We start from the raw sequence: 16,046 nt of genomic DNA on the forward strand, positions 1-16,046 counted from the left end.
GGCACCGGAGGGAGGAGTCGATCAGAAATGGACGCCGAGCGTGATTCCGTAGGTGCGGGGCGCTGCGGGAGAATATTTCGTACCCGAAGTACCGCTATGCTGGATGTAGGCGTAATATTCTTCTTCGAAAATATTGTTCACCCAAAGGCGTAGATCATAGTTTTCACTGGGTGCCGTCCAGCGGATCGAGGCATTGACCAGGTCATATTTGGGCTGGCGGGCGAAGGAGAGATTGTCCGGCTCCGTATAATAGCCGCCGCCGTGGTTCCAGGAGAGCACGAAGTCGAACTCCCCGGCATTGATCGTCGGCAGGTTGTAGAGCAGGCTCACCGTGCTCGAGAAGGGCGCGGTGTTGACCGTGTTGTTCCCGGAGAGGTCGCAGACCCGCTGGGCCATGGGGACGCCGGGGCCGCCGGTCGGATAGGCGGTGAAGCCGCAGCCGGCCGGGATCGCGATCGGCGCGTTGGGCGGCAGCGGGAAAAAGGTCGGCCCGTCCGGGAATTCGTCATACTCGCCGTCGATGATCGAGGCGCTGGCGCTGATCGTCAGACGATCGGTCGGAGCGAACGAGAGGTCGATGTCGACGCCCTTGATGGTCGCGGCGCCGGCGTTCGACAGGATGGTGCCGACATTGGGCGGCGGCACGTTGTTCTGAAACTGGATGTTCGTGAAGTCGTAGTAGAAGCCCTCGACGTTCAGGCGGATGCGGCGATTCCAGAACTCGCTCTTGAAGCCGATCGAATAGGCATCGAGCTCCTCGGGCTCGACCGGCGGCAACGGTGCTCCCGTGGCGACGCTGTAGCCGGGCAGGTTGTAGACGCCGCTCTTGAAGCCTCTGTTGAACGCCGCATAGACCATGAAGTCGTCGGTGACCTGATAGTCGATTGCGAAACGGCCGGTGAGGTTGGAGAAGGTGACGTCGCTCGAGAAGGGGCCGGCGACGACCAGCGGCGCACCGGTCGCGCTCACGATCGCGGCGCCACCGTCCGTCTCCTCGCGATGGTCGGACGTGTAGCGCAGGCCGATGGTGAGGTTGGTCCGCGGCAGGATCTCGTAGGTCGCCTGGGCGAAGCCGGAAATGGACCAGCTGTCCTGCTGGGCCTGCTCGAGCTGGCGCGCGCCTGGGCCGAAGGCCGCGGGAATGCCGAGGCCGAAAGCCTCCAGGCTGAACCGCGACGTGTCCTTCATGAAATAGCCGCCAATGATCCATCTGACATCGGAATCGGACGACGACAGGAGCTGGATCTCCTGGGTGAAGGTGTGAGCCCAGTTGGTGACGTCGGCGCTGAGGATGTTGGCCGGCGCCGCATCGAGGTCGATCTCGAAATAGGTATCGGTTTCGCTGTAGCTGGTGATGCTGACCAGGGTGGCGTTGTCGAATTCGTGGCTGACGCGCCCGGTCAGGCTCCAGAATTCGGTGTCGTAGAATTGGCCGCCGCGTTCCGCGCTATAGGCGCCGTCGTAGAAATCGGCGCCGAGCGCCTCCGGGCTGTAGCCGGCGAAGCCGAAGAAGCCGGGGGCGACGCGCGAAGCCATGCCCTGGTCGGAGCGGCGGGTGGTGTAGCCGCCGCTGATCAGCACCTCGGTGCGGTCGCTCGGCTCCCAAAGCAGCCGGCTGCGAATGCCCCAGGATTCGTTCCAGTAGACGTCGCGACCGTCGGTGACGTTGCGTCCCCAGCCGTCATTCTGGTCCACGTAGAAGCCGGAGATGTTGATCGCGACATTGTCGCTGAGCCCGGTCGAAGCATAAAGCTGCGCGGTCAGCGTGTCGTAATTGCCGTAGCCGATCGTCGCATCGACCGTGGTCTCGTAGGATGGCCGACGAGTGCGGATATGGATGACGCCGCCGGTGGCGTTGCGCCCGAACAGGGTGCCTTGCGGCCCCTTCAGCACCTCGACCTGTTCGATGTTGTTGAACTCGAACACCGCCGCATTGCCGGTGGGGATGTACATGTCGTCCATGAAGATGGCGACCGACGGCTCGTTGCCGATAAAGGTCGAGGTCGAACCGACGCCCCGAATGAACGGCGCGAAGCCGCTCGCCTGCCGCTGCATGGTGACCGACGGGACGAGCACCGAGACGTTCTCGGGGCTGGTCACGCCCACCTGCTGGGCCACGTCCGCGGTCACGGTCGCGACCGAGAGCGGGATGTCCTGGAGATTCTCCGCACGGCGCTGGGCGGTGACGACGATCTCCTCGAGACCGCCTTGCGTCCCAGTCTCGCTGGCCACGGCCTCCTGGTCGGCCGTCGCCGCCGCCTCGGCCGTCGCTTCCTCGGCTTGAGGCGAAGCCGTCTGCGCAAAAGCGGCGCCGCTCACCACAAGCGACGTCGAGGCGAGCAGCTTCCCTATGTTCCTTGCCAACCGCATCCCATTCTCCCTCGGCAGCATTATCTAGTTGTTCGCTAGCGTAACATAATCATCCGCATTGGCAAGGGGGCGTATAATAAGGCCATGAACCGATGTTTCCGACGCGGCGACAGAGGGCTCAGCCCTGGCCGGTCCTGACGACGAGCCGCCCGCGCGCCTCGCGCCGTGCCAGTCGCTGCAGCGCCTCGGCAGCCGAGTCGAAGTCGAACGATTCGGTGACCTGCGGCCGCAACCGACCCTCTTCGAACCATCGAAACAGACGGGCCATGGCGTCGGCGTTGCGGCCGGGCAGCCGTACCGCGTCGTCAGAGAGCTGGACGCCCATGATGTCCGCATTCTTGAACAAGGCTGGACCGAGCGCGACCTTGGGCATGCCCGCCGCGAAGCCGACGCTGAGATAGCGGCCCTGCCACGCCAGCGCGCGCAACGCGGGCTCGGCATAGCTGCCGCCGACACCGTCGAACACCACGGAGAATCCCGCGCCCGAACGAAGGCTGCTGATCCGCTCCAGCTCGACCATGCCCCCCGACGGCAGCGGATCCGCTCTGGCGAGAAAGGCGGCGGTCAGCGCCTTCTGGGCTTCAAGATCGAGCGAACCGGCCGGATAAAGGATAGCCGCGTCGGCGCCTCTCGCGACGGCGAGCGCGAGCTTTTCTTCGGACGAGGCTCCAGCGATGACCCGGACACCCTGAGCCTTGCCGATTTCCACGGCGGCAAGGCCGGCCCCGCCCCCGGCGCCAAGAACGAGAAGGCTCTCTCCTGCCTTGAGGCGCGCCCGATCGACGAGCGCGTAATGGGCCGTCATCGCGGCGATGAAGAAGACCGCGGCCGTGTCCCAATCCATCGAATCGGGGATGACGGCGAGCGCGTCCTGAGGGAACAGCGCCTCTTCGGCGAAGGCGCCGTCGACGACTGTCCCCAGCACGCGCATGCCCATGCCGAGGCGGGTCACGCCCGGGCCCACGGCGACGACCGTGCCGGCCGCCTCGACGCCCGGCACGAAAGGCAGATGACGGCGGAGCTGCGAGCGGCCGGCGACCGCCAGCACGTCGGTGAAATTGACGCCGACTGCTGCGACCCGGACAAGCACCTCACCGGGGCCGGGTACGGGGCTCGGCCATTCCTCGATGGCCAGCCGCTCCGGTCCGCCCCATTCCCGACAAGCCAGAACGCGCATCGACCTTCCTTTCGGTCGCTGGCACATCATTATTTAGCGAACTAATCAAGCCGGACGGGCCGACGCTTGCAAAACCCGTCCGGTTCGATATTGTAAGCATACGTACTTATGCAGGGATTGGAACTTTCATGACGACCGGAGACGCAGGACAGACGTTGGTCAAGATCTGCGGCGCGGATGAGATCGAGGAAGAGGAAATCCGTCAGTCCGAGGTGGATGGCATCGGCAAGATCGCTTTGTACCGCGTCGGCGACGAGATCTTTGCCACGGCCGACGTCTGCACTCATGGCCAGGCCTCGCTGTCCGAGGACGGCTACCACGAAGGCTTCATCGTCACCTGCTCATGGCATGACGGGCAATTCGATATCCGCACCGGCGAGCCCTGTGCGCTCCCCTGCAACATCCCGCTCAAGACCTACAAGGTCGTCATCAGCGACGGCGACGTCCATATCGAGATCTGACGGCCGGCGTGTCCGCCGACGAAACGGTGCCCCCGCGGCGCATCAGGCCGCGACCCGATATCTCGCCCGGAGGCGTTCCACCGTGCCCGGGGCGAGCTGCAGCGCTCCGACATAGCGCTCCAGGCTGCCGTGACGCGCGTCGATGGCCGTCCAGGTCTCCTCCAGATAGGCCGGATCGACGCTGGTGAGGATCTCGGCGACCGGCCGCGGCAACGACTGGCCGAGCTGCGACGCGGCCGCGACCGCGCGATCGGTCAGATAGTCGACAAGGTCCCGGTTCCGGGCGGTCACCAGATAGTCGTGCATGATCGCGCCCCGGTCCACACCGAGCAGTTCCAGCACGAGCGCGGCGAGAATCCCGGTGCGGTCCTTCCCGGCCGCGCAGTGGATGAGGACGGGCCCGTCGGAGGCCGCCATGGCTTCGATCCCGCGACGGAACAGGTCGAGATGCCGCGGATCGAAAGCCGCGCTCCGGTAAAATTCGAGCACGCGCGAGCGCAACGTCTCCACTGTCAGCGAAGGGCCGGCCAGATAGCGTTCGTGGGGAGCCGCCACCTCGTCTTCGTCGGCCGTCTCGACGACCATCCCGGAGAAATCCTGCGGCCGGCGCGACGGCGCCAGCCGGCGCTCGCTCCTCCGCCGGAGATCGACCACGACGGCCAATCCGAGCGCCCCCAGCCGGGCGAGGTCGGACGGGGTCAGCCGGTCATGGGCCGCGGACCGGAAAAGCCGGTCGCGGCGCACGCGGCCCGACCCGCACGCCTGACCGCCGAAATCCCTAAAGTTGAGCAGCAATTCGAAGACGGCGGAGTCAGCGTTCATGCGACTGTTATAGCAGTAAGCTTGCTTACCATCCAGCTTCGTCGCTTGGTCGCCGGTCAGGTTGGCGGGATTGGGACGTCCTCGGCACGATCAGCCCCGCACCCGTTCAGGAAGAGCTGGACGACGGCCGCGAGCCTCGAACGGAGTGCAGCGTCGAGCCGCGTCGGCCCGACGCCATGGACGGCGGGACGCAGGAACTGGAAGGCGGCGAGCTGGAGGAACTGCTCGGCGAGAAGGCTCGGGTCGCCCGGCTTGAGCTCGCCGTTCGCCATGGCATCGGCGAAGAAGGCGGTCATTCGCCGGACGACCTCGAGAGTGCCCTTTTCATGCACGCTGCGGGCCATGTTCGGGAATCGGGCCCCTTCCGATGTGACCACCCGCTCGAGCGCGATGACTTCGGGGCGGAACACGATCTCGAGCAGATTCTCGGCCAGTCGCTCGAGCCGGGTGGCGATCGGCCCCTCGCCCCTTTCGGGCACGAAGCGCGGGGGAATGAACAGCCGCGCGATCTCGATCATCGCCGCCTCGAACACGGCGGCCTTCGATTCGAAGCGGGTGTAGAAGGTGCCCTTGGAGATGCGCGCGCGCTCGGCGATCAGGTCGATGCTGGTTCCGCCATAGCCGTGCTTGAGGAAGAGGCTCGTCGCGACGCCGACGATCAGGGCGGCGAGCTTCTCTCCCTCTTCCCGCGTCGGTCGTCCCGCGCCGCGCCGTCGGCGCAAGGCTCGCCTCGCCTGTTCTATACCGGCCTCCATCGCGGACCGGCGATAGCGGCAACCCGGGCCGGGCCCAAGTCCCGCCGCCGGGGCAGCTTCAGCCAGCCGGGCGCTTTTTCAGTCGGACCTGCATGCGATCGAGTCCCCGAAAGCTGATGGTCGGCCCGAAGAGGAGCGATTTGTCGACCAGCTCGGCGTCGAACCGGCGCAGATATTCCGGGAAGAACTCGCCGAGGACCATCTTCGCCAGAAGATGGCCGATGCAATGGTGAAGGCCGGGCGCAAAGACCAGATTCTGAGTCTGTCTGCGGTCCAGGTCGATCCGGTCCGGCTCCGGGAAGATCGCGGGGTCGCGATTGGCGGCACCCTGGGCCAGGAGGACGAAGTCGCCCGCGCGAAGCTGGTGCCCCGCCCATTCGAAATCCTCGGCGACGACTCGCGACATCAGGGTCGACATCATCACCTTGCGCTGCAGCTCCATCACCGCATTGGCGACCATGTCCGGGCGCGCCCTGATCTCGTCCGCCGCGCCGGGCTCACGCGCGAGGGCGGCGACACCGAGCGCGATCGTATTGGCCGTGGTGTCATGGCCGGCGATGAGGGTGATGACGCAGATGCCGAACATCTCGTCATTGGAGAGCTGGTCGCCATCCTCCGTGGCCGTGACGAGCGCGGAGAGGAAGTCGCCGCAAGGCGCCTGCCGGCGCTTCTCATATTCCGGCTCGAACAATTGACGCATCTCGACGAGCGCCCCGTCGATCTCCTCCAGCCGCTCGAGCGGGACGTTGATGTTGCCGACCGAGTTCAACAGGATCGACCAATGGTGGAGGCGCCCGATAAGCTCGTCCCCGAGCCCGAGAACCTTGAGGATCATCCGCCCCGGGATGAGCCGGGCCACCTCGGCGACGAAGTCGAATGCTCCGTCGATGCCGGCTGCTCGGTCGAGCGCTTCCTCGACATAGCGCCTGACGTCGGGGCGGAGGGATTCGACGACGGGCCTGCTGAACGCCTTCTGGACGAGGCGCCTGATCCGCTGGTGCTCCGGATCGTCCATGTTGAGCAGCCAGGCCTTCGGCGCCTCCATCAGATTGGGGAATCGCTCGTAGCGCAGCGGCTCGGGGATATGACCGACGGCGAGGTGCGGAAGGCGGTTCGCCGACAGCGGGAGCTTGCCGTAGAAGCCGGCGAGGACCTCCTCATGCCCGGTCACGATCCAGGCCCGGTTCTGCTCGCTCCAGAAGATCGGCCCCGCAGCCCGCAAGGCGTCGAGCTTCTCGAAGAGGCCGTCGCCCAAAGCCTGCGGATCCAGGGCGAAGTCCAGCGCGGCGGCGGCTTGGTCGGTCTGGCTCATCGGCCCACGCCCCGCCTCAAAACCGCACCGAGGCGGTGACGCCGTACATCCGCGGCTCGCCATCCTGGACCACGATCGCGGTCGGAACGACGAGCAGCGAGTTCGAATAATAGGAGTTGGTGAGGTTACGGACGAAGGCAGTCACGGTGAAGCGATCGCCGGGGAAGGTATAGCCGAGAGTCGCATTAACCAAGTGGTAGGAGGACTGCCGAAAGCGATTGGTGGGCTCCCAGAAATAGCCGTCATTATAATACCAGTTGGCGGTCGCATTGATGCTGCCGCCATTGGCCAGCGGATATCGGAAATCGGCACCGGCGGAGAAGGTCCATTCGGGCGTCCGCTGGAGGCGATTGCCGCTGACGTCCACCGAAGCCGGAGTGTTTGCCGGGAATGTGGGGCTGGCCGGATTCGGCGGCAGGAAGGTCGCGGCGTCCGGGAAGCTCACATATTCCCCATGTTCCCAGGCGGCCGAGGCGTTCAGGGTCAGATGGCGGCTGACCCGCGCCGTCAGCGTGGCGTCGATGCCATAGGCCTCGACTTCCGCCGCATTCTGCAGCGTCGTCGCACCGCCCGCGGCGAGATCGATCCGCTGAACCTGGATGTCCTTGAAGCTGTAGAAATAGGCGGCGAGGTTGAGCCGGATGCGTCCGCCGGCAAATTCGTTCTTGGCGCCGATCTCGAAGGCATCCAGGGTCTCGGGATCAACGGGGCCCGGCGTCGCCGGCGAGGCGACGTTGTAGGCGCCCGACTTGAAGCCGGAGCTGTATGTTCCGTAGAGCAGGGTCTCGCCGATCCGGTAATCGAGCGTGATCTTCGGCGTGAACCGGCTCCAGCCGATCGTGTCCCGCGGATAGGTCGTTCGGGTGCCCGGCAGTTCCACCAGATCGGCGCCGGTCAGATAGCTGAAAGCGTCGAACCGTTTCTCGTCCCGGGTGAAGCGGCCGCCGAGCGTGAGCCGGAAATCGTCGCTGAGGAAGCCCAGCGGCATCGTTGCCTGTCCGAACGCCGCGTAGGAGCTCAGATGGACGACGCTGTTGTTGAACGCGGCGACGATCGGGGGCGGCAGGAAGATGCTACCCGGCGAGATGGTAGCCTGGGGTTCGAAGGCGGAGCGCTCATTGTAGTAATAGAGACCGAGAATCCAGCTGATCCGGCTCCCGCTCGGCGAGAGCAGCTGGAGCTCCTGGCTGAAGGCGCGGCTCGAAATCGGATTCGCGTAGGAATTGAGGACCGGCGCCGACGTGCCGTCGAGGTCGTTGATGCTGAGTCCGCCGTCGAGGTCGCGATATCCGCTGAGGCTGACGAACTGGGCCCAGCCGAAGTCGACATCGGCACGGAGCATGGCCGAGATCTGCTGCGGCTCGAAGATCTGAGGATAATCCGAGTCGATCGTCCGGCGTCGGATGATGACCGGCGCGCCGAGTAGATAAGCCAGCGCGTCAGGCTGGATATTGCGGAACGCCGCCTCCTCGAAGCCGCGCGAACGCTGATATTCGAAGCTGCCGGTGAGCGTGAAGTTCGAGGCGGGGTTCCAGACGCCGCGGACGCGAACGCCGTAAGAGGTCTGATGATCCGGCTCGCCGACGATGTTTGGGTTGATCTTGGTCAGGTAGGTGTCGCGGCGGCTGAAGGCACCGTAGATGCCGAGCGCGAGCGTGTCGGTGACGCCACCCGACACGAAACCCGAAATCTGGGTGAGATCGTAATTGCCGTAGGTGGCGGTGAGCCGTCCCTCGAGCTCCTGACGCGGCGTCAGCGTGTAGACGTTGACCGCGCCGCCGACCGCATTGCGCCCGTAGAGCGTGCCCTGGGGCCCCTGCAGCACCTCGATCCGGTCGACGCCGAGCAGGCCCTGAAGCACCGCCGTCGTGTTGGCGACGAAGACGCCGTCGACATAGGTCGCGACGCTCGGATCCGCGTTCGGGGCGGTGATGTCGGAGCCGATCCCACGCAGGAATGGCTGAGCGAAGGAAGAGGCCTGGTTGTAGACGAGGGTAGGAACGGCGAACTGGATGTCGCGGGTGGTCTCGATGCCATTGGCCTCGAGCGCACCGCCGCCGACGGAAGCGACCGAGATCGGCACGTCCTGCAGATTCTCCGCCCGGCGCTGTGCCGTAACGACGATGTCGGCGAGGCCCTGATCGTCCTGGGAGACCGCTCCGCTTTCTGCTTCCACCGCGCCGGACTCGACCGCCGAATCGATCGTCTGCGCCGGCGCAGCGACGCTCCACAAGCAAGCCGCCGTGGCGATCGCCAGACCGGACGCACTCCGCAGGTCACTGATCTTCATCGATTCCTCTCCCCGTCAACCGCTTGGCCCGCCCGAAATTTCAGTGCGGAAGCGAAAAGTTCAGCGTCCTGATCGTATGCTGACGTAACAGTTGCGTATCCGACGAAATAATCGTACGCAACAGTTTAATTAACGACCGGCGAACGCCGACGTCCGGGAGAGGCGAGACGATGAGCGAACAAGCAGGCATGAGCGGAAGGGCGGAGCGACAGCCGACTGAAGAGACGGACATTCCGGTCTACGATCCGGCCACCGGCGAGCGGATCGCACAGGTCCGCTCGGGCGGCGAAGCCGAGATCGATGAGGCCGTCGGCGCGGCCCGGGGGAGCTTCAACTCGGCGGTCTGGCGCGGGCTCCCGGCTTCCGTCCGCGCGCGGACCCTGTGGCGCGCGGCGGATCTCATCGAGGACAAGGCCGAGGCGCTGATCGCGCTCGAATCGCGCAACAACGGCATGCCGCGGACCCTGGCCGAGTTCACCATCCGCAACGGGGCCGAGACCTTTCGCTACCATGCCGGCTGGGTGACGAAGATCCACGGCCAGACCAGCGGGATCGTCACTGAAGGGGCAATCGGCGGCGGCCGGGCGGAATATCATGCGTATACGCGGCGGGAGCCGATCGGCGTCGCCGGATTGATCACGCCGTGGAACGTGCCGATCGCCATGGCCTGCGCGAAACTTGCGCCCGCTCTCGCCGCCGGGTGCAGCGCCGTCATCAAGCCAGCCGAGGAAACGCCCCTGACCACGATGGAGCTTGGGACGATCCTGGTGGAAGCGGGCATTCCCGAAGGGGTGGTCAACGTCGTCACCGGTCGCGGCGAGCGCGCCGGCGCGGCGCTGGCCGCACATCCCAACGTCGACAAGATCGGTTTCACCGGATCGACCGAGGTCGGCAAGCAGATCGTCAAGGCAGCCGCCGGGAATCTCAAGAAAGTGACGCTCGAGCTCGGCGGCAAATCGCCGGTGATCGTGTTCGACGACGCCGATCTGGCCGCCGCGGTCCCCGGCGCGGCAATTGGGATCTTCGCCAATTCGGGCCAGGCCTGCATCGCCGGTTCGAGACTGTTCGTCCACCGGAAAGTCTTTGAGCCAGTCGTGGAAGGGCTCGCCGCGATCGCGAAGTCGCTGCGCCTCGGCAGCGGGCTCGACTCCGGCACGGATCTCGGACCACTGATCAGCCCGCGCCAGACCGAGCGGGTGATCGGCTTCATCGAGGAGGGACGCAGCGCGGGCGTGGAAGTGGTGACCGGTGGCCGGCGCCTCGACCGACCGGGCAATTTCGTCGAGCCGACTGTGCTCACCGGCGTCACCACCGACATGCGCCTCTACCGGGAGGAAATATTCGGGCCCGTCCTCGCCGTCATCCCCTTCGACGAGGAAGAGGAAGCGCTCGCCGCCGCCAATGACAGCAGCTACGGGCTGGCGGCCGCCGTCTGGACCCGGGACATCGGCCGCGCCCATCGCCTCGCGGCCGAGCTGCAGGCGGGAACAGTCTGGCTGAACTGCCAGCTGGCCAACGATCTCGGCATGCCGTTCGGCGGCTACAAGCAGTCGGGATGGGGGCGCGAGAATGGCTGGGACGGCATCGAGGCCTATCTCCAGACCAAGTCCGTCTTCGCGCAGATCTGAAGAAGGGAAGAGCCATGAAGATCAACGCCGCCATTGCGCGGGAGCCCCACGGCGCGTTCGTCATCGAGCCTGCCGAGCTGGACACGCCGCGCGAGGACGAAATCGTGGTGCGCCTGGTCGCCACCGGCATTTGCCACACCGATCTCGCGATCGTCGATCAGCTCCTGCCGCTGCCGCTGCCGATGGTGCTGGGGCATGAAGGCGCCGGCATCGTCGAACAGGTCGGCGATGCGGTGACTGCGCTGGTCCCGGGCGACCCGGTCGTCCTCACGTTCATGAGCTGCGCCCATTGCGGCAGCTGCCTGGACCATCATCCGGCCTATTGCACAGACTATCCGGCGCTCAACTTCGCCGGCACCCGCCTCGATGGCACCCCACTTGTCACCGACGCATCCGGTGCGCCGGTTGGCGCCGCGTTCTTCGGCCAGTCCTCCTTCGCCAGCCACGCCATCGCCAAGGCCCGCAACGCGGTGAAGCTGGACTCCGCGGGGTCGCTGGAGCTGTACGGCCCGCTCGGCTGCGGCCTGTCGACCGGCGCCGGCACGATCTTCAACGTGCTGAAACCAGCGCCGCACACTGTGCTCGCCATCTTCGGGGCCGGGGCGCTCGGCATGGCCGCCATCCTCGCCGCCCGAAGCCTCGGCGTGGAGCGGATCGTCGCCGTCGACCGGGTCGCGGCGCGGCTCGAGCTGGCGCGCGAGCTCGGCGCTTCCGACGTCATCGACACCGGCCGGGAGGATCTCGCCGAGGGAATGGCCGCGATCGGCGGTATCGACCAGGCGGTCGATACCTCGGGCGCCGCGACCCTGATCGAGGCTGCCGTCGCCGCGCTCAGGCCGGGAGGCACCTGTGCCCTGCTCGGAGCGGGATCGGACAGAGAAATCCGCGTCGACATCCTGCCCTTCATCAACGGCAAGGTGCTGCGCGGAGTTGTCCATGGCGACTGCGACCCTGCGATCCTGATCCCGCGGCTGGTCGAGATGCACCGGCGAGGCGCGTTCCCAATCGAGAAGCTGGTCGCCTTCTATCCGCTGGAGCGGATCAACGAAGCGGTGGCCGACAGCCTCTCCGGAAAGACGGTGAAACCCATCATCCGCTTCTGACCCATCGTTGCCGCCGCCCCGGAGACGCCGGCGATCGGTCTTGGCGCCCAGTCGAATCGGATCAGGCTGGCGGATCCCGAGCGACTCGGGCCAAGTCCGCGGCGAGGTCGCGCAGCTGCTTGGGGAACGTATTGTAGCCGATGCTGGCGATGCGGAGATCCTGATCGCCGCCGCTTTCGAACAGCTTGCGCGCACCGCCGGTGAGGATCGACAGGTGCAGCGTGCGCCACACCGTGAAGAAATTCATCCGCGCGTCCGGAATCGGTCTTCCGCCAGCCGCGACATACGCCTCCATGAACTCGGTCCAGGGAAGGATCCGCTCGACCAGATATTTGCAGTAGGTCAGATCCTCGGCCGGATCGCCGGCGTGGGCGAATTCCCAGTCGAGCAAGGCGGTCAGGCGATCGCCTTCGCCGAGCGTGTTGTGGAGACCCGCATCGCCGTGCACGAGCGCCCGCTCATCGCCAATGGCATCGAGCTGTCCTCGCAGCCAGGCGAAGGCGCTGTCCATGAGCGGAGTCGGGACAACGTTCCTGCGATAGCGGTCATAGAAGGAGTCGAGCATCGCCCGGACCGGATGCGCCTCCCGGCCCCAAGTCAGCGTGTCGGCGAGGCCGGCGGCCTCGATGTCCAGCGCATGAAGCCGCCCCAGAGCGGCGGCGAAGGCCCGGACGAATGCCGGCGACGCGTCGCTCTCGAACAAGGTGCCCATGGCCCGGCCGGGCACGCGGGCGAAGGCGATGAAGCTGCCGCCGACCGGGCCAGTGTCGGTTTCCAGCCATAGTGGCTCGGGGACGGGCAGCCCGGCGTCGAAAGCCGCCCGCACCACCGGGTATTCGTAGGTGACCGAAGTGCCGGTGACGCTCGCTTCGAAGTCCTTGCGCACGACGATCTCGCGCGCGCCTTTGGCCGAGGCGATGTCGATCAGGATCGTGCCCTTGGATCGCCCGCCGGGAACCGGGACGATGCGGCCTGCGGCTATCTCCGGATCGTCGGGAAAGCGGCCGCGCAAATAAGCGGTGAAAGCTTGCGGGTCGACGCTCAGCTCGCCCGCCGATCGCTTCTGCGAGGCCGGCGCCTTGGCGGCCGCGACGATGGCCGATTCCAGTGCCCCCCGACGCTCCTGCTCGGCCGCCGAAACCGCCGCAATGACACCGTCCGACCATTCGCCACCGGCCTCGCCCAGCCGCGCGGCCAGCTCCTCCGGCGTGAGCGCCTCGCCGATCACGGGCTCGAGGGAAGCGAGGAGGCTGTCCTCGTCAAACCCCGTTTCCGCCTCGACCGCAAGCCGCGCGAGCAGCATGTCCATCAGCTCGGCGCGGAAGCGTGCCTGAGGCGACTGCAGGTCGAGCTTGAGATCATCGCGCAGCGCCGCCAGCAGCGCGCGGAGCTTGGCGGCGAGAAGGGGTGCGGGCGCGGCCATCAGACCGGCCGCCCGACATAGACCGGGAAGAAATAGGCGCGCTCGCGCTCAAGGTGGCGGTCGAGATAGGCGCGAAGACGGGCGTGCAGATCATCGGCCTGCGCCGCCCCTTTGCGGGCGTGGCAGGCGACGAGCAGCTCGTCGACGAGCGTACGGCCGACAAGATTGAGGTCGAGGAGCTGGTCCACCGCAGGATATCCGATCGAGAGGTCGCTCTGTCGGGTCCTGAAGTCGTCGATCCTGGAGGCGATCCCGTCGGCGGCCAATCCGGAAGCGCTGGCCGCGGCGAGCGTTTCGGCCAGGTCCGCATTGTCCTCGAACAGCATCGGTCCTTCGCCGGCAACCCGCGCGAGGAGGTGAGAGAGGATGACGTCCACGCTGCGCAGCGCGCTCGCCGCCCACTGGTCGGTGACGGTCGGCGCGACATAGTCGCGCAGCGCCTGCTGGGACGCGTCGATCATCTGCTGCACGGTCGGCTTCATCCAATCCTCGCTCAGCTGGCCGCGTTTTCAGGGCGGTACGGACTCTTGCGCCACTGGGTGACGATGGCGGCCGCCTCGTCGATGGGCTTGCCGATCATCATGCCGAGCAGCTGCTCGAACAGCTTGACCCGGCCGAAGCCGAGGTTGAGCCGGGACACCCTCCTATCCTCTCCGGACAGGAAGGCGCGCAGGCCGTTGTTCAACGTCGGCACGGCCTTCCACACCTCCCACACCCGGTAGAAGTCGAGATTCTCCATCGGCAGCCGGAAGCCGGCGACGTCCTCATAATGGGCGATGGTGACCTCGGGATCGCCGAGCGTGAGCATGCCCTGCGACAGCGCCCAGTCCTGGGTGGGATCGCCGGCGAAGGCGAGCTCCCAGTCGCTCATCGCGACGATCCGATCGTCCTTCCATATTTCCTCGCCCATGCCGTTATTTCCCTTGCACACGGAGACGCGGGGCGCGTTGCGGGGGAGATGCTCCTCCAGCCAGTAGGCCGCCTCGGTGACGAGCGGCATTGGGTCGGTGCGGATCGTCTGCCAGCGACCGATCCAGAGATCGAAATCGTGACGCGCTGCCTCCTCCGGCGAGGCAGGCACATCCATGAACCGGGTGAAGCCGCCGGCTTCCAGGTCGAGCGTATGCAACGTCGCCAGCTTCTCGGCGTGATCGAGCGCCACGCGCTGCCGCCGGGCCGCCGCCTCGGCGCCTTCGTCATAGAGGCCGGGCAGATCGTTCGATCCGTCGACCAGGCGCCTGACCATCACCGGCCGACCGTTCGCCACCTCTGCCGCCGCGTCGAACCAGAGCGGCTCCGCCACCGGGACTGCGGTCGGATAGAGGTGCTGCATCACCTTCCATTCGAACTCGAGCGGAACCGGGCAGATGGGCCCCCCGACGGAGTCGGTGCGGAAGATGTAGCCGCCCTCGGCAGCGCCTTCCTGGGTCCACACCAGATAGGTTTCGCGGGAAATCCCCGGAAAGGTGCGCTTGATCCGCGTCACGCGCGCGCCGCTTCCCAAGCGTGCCTCGAAATAGGCGCCGATGCTGGCTTCGTCGATCATCCTTCAAATCCGAACCGGGGGTGGTCGCCGATCACGAACAGCGGCGTGTAGGCGGAGCCGGGGACGCCGTTGATCTCGCAGACCGAAAGCTGCTCGCGATGCTTCGTCTTGCCCGTGCTGCCGTCCGGAAATCCAACCAGCTCGGGATGGGTGAGATCGTAGCTGTCGACCTCGGTCAGCAGCTCGGCGCTGCGGAAGACGCCCTGGCCCTGGCCGTCGACGAAGCCGCCGTCATAGCCGGCGCCGCGATAGACCCAGGGTCGCCCGACCGCCCTCGCCTCCAGCGTCCACGTGTCGCCGTTCGCGAGGTCGAGCTCGAGCCGGGCGGTGTCATAGACCCGAGTGCCGGGCACGAAGCTGATGTCGTGCCGGATCTTCACGACTTCGACCGGCTCGCCGTCGCCGTCCCGGACCTCGCCGTCGGTATAGATGTGGTTGCCCTCGCCATCCTCGATCACCTGGACGGCGCCGCCCTGCCGGCCGTTCCAGAAGCCGGCATGAAGCAGGAAGAGACCCTTGCCGCCGGTCCGCGAAGCGGAGGCGACGCCGCCGCCCGAGCGGGTGCCGGTGAACGGCTCGAAGCCGCCGACGCCGGGGCGCACGCCCCAGCTGTGATCCCGCCAGCCGAACCAGTCCGAGGCCTCGAAACGCTCGCCGTCGATCTCGACGCTGCCGCTGATCGTGCCGAGCTGATTGTAGCGCAGATAATCCGTGTGGAGCCGGCCGTCGGTCCGGTGGACATGAGGATGCTCGAGCCGCGGCGGCAGCACGTTGCGAAAGGCGATGTCGAGCGCGATCGGATAGTCGCCCGGCTCGAGGACGAAGCGCAGCTCCCGGAACGGCTCGACGATCTCAAGGCGCAGCGGCCCGATCCGGGCATCGGCGCTGGTCACCGGCCTCAGCGCGCGGGTGAAGCGGACATTGTGCTGCCGGCGCGAATGGGACTGAACGATCACGAATCCTTCGATCACGTTCATGTTCTTGAATACGGAAATGCCGGCCAGGAACGCGGCTTCCCCGTCGCGGCTGAACCCGCCCATCAGCTGCCGGTCGTAGAAGCGGTGATCGGTCGAGAGCACGTGATCGAAGGTGAGCGGCCCCTGGTGGTGGAGCGTCTCATCCATCGCCGTCAGCATCGATCCGTCTCCTTCCCGTCGAC

Annotated in this window: 13 protein-coding genes; 3 read left to right on the forward strand and 10 right to left on the reverse strand. The window is 66.4% G+C overall.

Translation table 11 applies throughout. The features are described from left to right. Positions 1 to 21: 21 nt before the first annotated feature. Together DDE10_RS05165 and DDE10_RS05170 are read right to left on the reverse strand one after the other, a co-directional pair. Entirely contained in the window at positions 22 to 2,370 is a 2,349-nt protein-coding gene (locus DDE10_RS05165) for a TonB-dependent receptor (protein WP_162806312.1), read from the reverse strand. A gap of 118 nt (positions 2,371 to 2,488) precedes the next feature. Next, positions 2,489 to 3,547, reverse strand: a complete 1,059-nt coding sequence (locus DDE10_RS05170; protein ID WP_114951584.1) for an NADPH:quinone oxidoreductase family protein — start codon at positions 3,545 to 3,547, stop codon at positions 2,489 to 2,491. 128 nt (positions 3,548 to 3,675) lie between these two features. Here DDE10_RS05170 and DDE10_RS05175 point away from each other — a divergent pair, with 128 nt between their 5' ends. Beyond that, on the forward strand, positions 3,676 to 4,008 hold the full coding sequence (locus DDE10_RS05175) for a non-heme iron oxygenase ferredoxin subunit (protein WP_114951585.1): 333 nt from the start codon (positions 3,676 to 3,678) through the stop codon (positions 4,006 to 4,008). 42 nt (positions 4,009 to 4,050) lie between these two features. Here DDE10_RS05175 and DDE10_RS05180 read toward each other — a convergent pair whose 3' ends face one another. From DDE10_RS05180 to DDE10_RS05195, 4 genes are all read right to left on the reverse strand, one after another. Continuing rightward, positions 4,051 to 4,830 (reverse strand): tyrosine-protein phosphatase, encoded by a 780-nt coding sequence (locus DDE10_RS05180; protein WP_114951586.1) that lies wholly within the window; start codon positions 4,828 to 4,830, stop codon positions 4,051 to 4,053. Between the two features lie 56 nt (positions 4,831 to 4,886). Further along, a complete protein-coding gene (locus DDE10_RS05185; RefSeq protein WP_162806314.1) occupies positions 4,887 to 5,552 on the reverse strand; it encodes a TetR/AcrR family transcriptional regulator in 666 nt (221 codons plus the stop codon). A gap of 91 nt (positions 5,553 to 5,643) precedes the next feature. After that, the gene (locus tag DDE10_RS05190; protein ID WP_162806316.1) at positions 5,644 to 6,897 is read right to left on the reverse strand and encodes a cytochrome P450; all 1,254 of its coding nucleotides are present in this window, start codon (positions 6,895 to 6,897) and stop codon (positions 5,644 to 5,646) included. Positions 6,898 to 6,913: 16 nt separating this feature from the next. Beyond that, entirely contained in the window at positions 6,914 to 9,187 is a 2,274-nt protein-coding gene (locus tag DDE10_RS05195; protein ID WP_114951589.1) for a TonB-dependent receptor, read from the reverse strand. Between the two features lie 170 nt (positions 9,188 to 9,357). Between DDE10_RS05195 and DDE10_RS05200 the strand changes: the two genes are divergently transcribed. Both DDE10_RS05200 and DDE10_RS05205 read left to right on the forward strand, forming a co-directional pair. After that, positions 9,358 to 10,815, forward strand: coding sequence for an aldehyde dehydrogenase family protein (locus DDE10_RS05200; protein WP_114951590.1), 1,458 nt, complete (start codon positions 9,358 to 9,360; stop codon positions 10,813 to 10,815). Between the two features lie 14 nt (positions 10,816 to 10,829). Next, positions 10,830 to 11,918 (forward strand): NAD(P)-dependent alcohol dehydrogenase, encoded by a 1,089-nt coding sequence (locus DDE10_RS05205; RefSeq protein ID WP_114951591.1) that lies wholly within the window; start codon positions 10,830 to 10,832, stop codon positions 11,916 to 11,918. A gap of 61 nt (positions 11,919 to 11,979) precedes the next feature. On the opposite strand, the gene DDE10_RS05210 is transcribed toward DDE10_RS05205, so the two are convergent. From DDE10_RS05210 to DDE10_RS05225, 4 genes are read right to left on the reverse strand one after another with little or no spacing between them, the layout of a single operon-like run. Continuing rightward, positions 11,980 to 13,341, reverse strand: a complete 1,362-nt coding sequence (locus DDE10_RS05210; RefSeq protein WP_114951592.1) for a phosphotransferase family protein — start codon at positions 13,339 to 13,341, stop codon at positions 11,980 to 11,982. Then, positions 13,341 to 13,823 (reverse strand): hypothetical protein, encoded by a 483-nt coding sequence (locus tag DDE10_RS05215; protein WP_114951593.1) that lies wholly within the window; start codon positions 13,821 to 13,823, stop codon positions 13,341 to 13,343. Before DDE10_RS05215 ends, DDE10_RS05210 begins: the two co-directional genes overlap by 1 nt. A gap of 11 nt (positions 13,824 to 13,834) precedes the next feature. Further along, positions 13,835 to 14,887 carry a phosphotransferase family protein gene (locus tag DDE10_RS05220; RefSeq protein ID WP_114951594.1) on the reverse strand — a complete coding sequence of 351 codons (1,053 nt, stop codon included), beginning with the start codon at positions 14,885 to 14,887 and terminating at the stop codon, positions 13,835 to 13,837. Further along, complete coding sequence (locus DDE10_RS05225; protein WP_114951595.1) at positions 14,884 to 16,023, reverse strand: Rv3169 family protein; 1,140 nt, start codon at positions 16,021 to 16,023, stop codon at positions 14,884 to 14,886. Before DDE10_RS05225 ends, DDE10_RS05220 begins: the two co-directional genes overlap by 4 nt. Positions 16,024 to 16,046 lie beyond the last annotated feature (23 nt).

It is taken from the genome of Sphingosinicella terrae (genome assembly GCF_003347635.1).
Classification (GTDB): domain Bacteria; phylum Pseudomonadota; class Alphaproteobacteria; order Sphingomonadales; family Sphingomonadaceae; genus Allosphingosinicella; species Allosphingosinicella terrae.